General features: G+C 66.1%; 1 protein-coding gene. It reads left to right on the top strand.

Annotated features, from left to right (window positions below; all coding sequences use genetic code 11):
- A partial coding sequence (locus A6V37_RS04350; RefSeq protein ID WP_279616150.1) for a DNA translocase FtsK occupies positions 1-551 on the top strand: 551 nt, incomplete at both ends.

Below are 551 nucleotides of genomic sequence, written 5' to 3' on the forward strand. Positions count from 1 at the left end.
GGCCTGCTGATCGAGCAGCGTCTGCAGGAATTCAAGGTGCCGGTCACCGTGGTCGGCGCATCGGCCGGTCCGGTCATCACGCGCTTCGAAGTCGAGCCGGCGCTCGGCGTGCGCGGCAGCCAGATCGTCGGCTTGATGAAGGACCTGTCGCGCGGCCTTGGGCTGACCTCGATCCGCGTGGTCGAAACGATTCCCGGCAAGACCTGCATGGGCCTCGAGTTGCCGAACGCCAAGCGCCAGACGATCCGCCTGTCGGAGATTCTCGAAGCCGGCGTCTATCAGAACTCGCATTCCCAGTTGACGCTGGCGATGGGCAAGGACATCACCGGTCATCCGGTAGTCGCCGATCTGGCCAAGGCGCCGCACATGCTGGTCGCGGGTACGACCGGCTCGGGCAAGTCGCTCGCGATCAACGCGATGATCTGCTCGTTGCTCTACAATGCGCCCCCCGAAGAAGTGCGCCGCATCAGCACCGACCCGAAGATGCTGGACCTGCCGGTCTACGCAGGCATTCCGCATCTGCCCCCGCGCGGCGCCCCCGCACTGCCCCT

This window comes from Paraburkholderia ginsengiterrae (assembly GCF_001645125.1).
Taxonomy (GTDB): domain Bacteria; phylum Pseudomonadota; class Gammaproteobacteria; order Burkholderiales; family Burkholderiaceae; genus Paraburkholderia; species Paraburkholderia ginsengiterrae.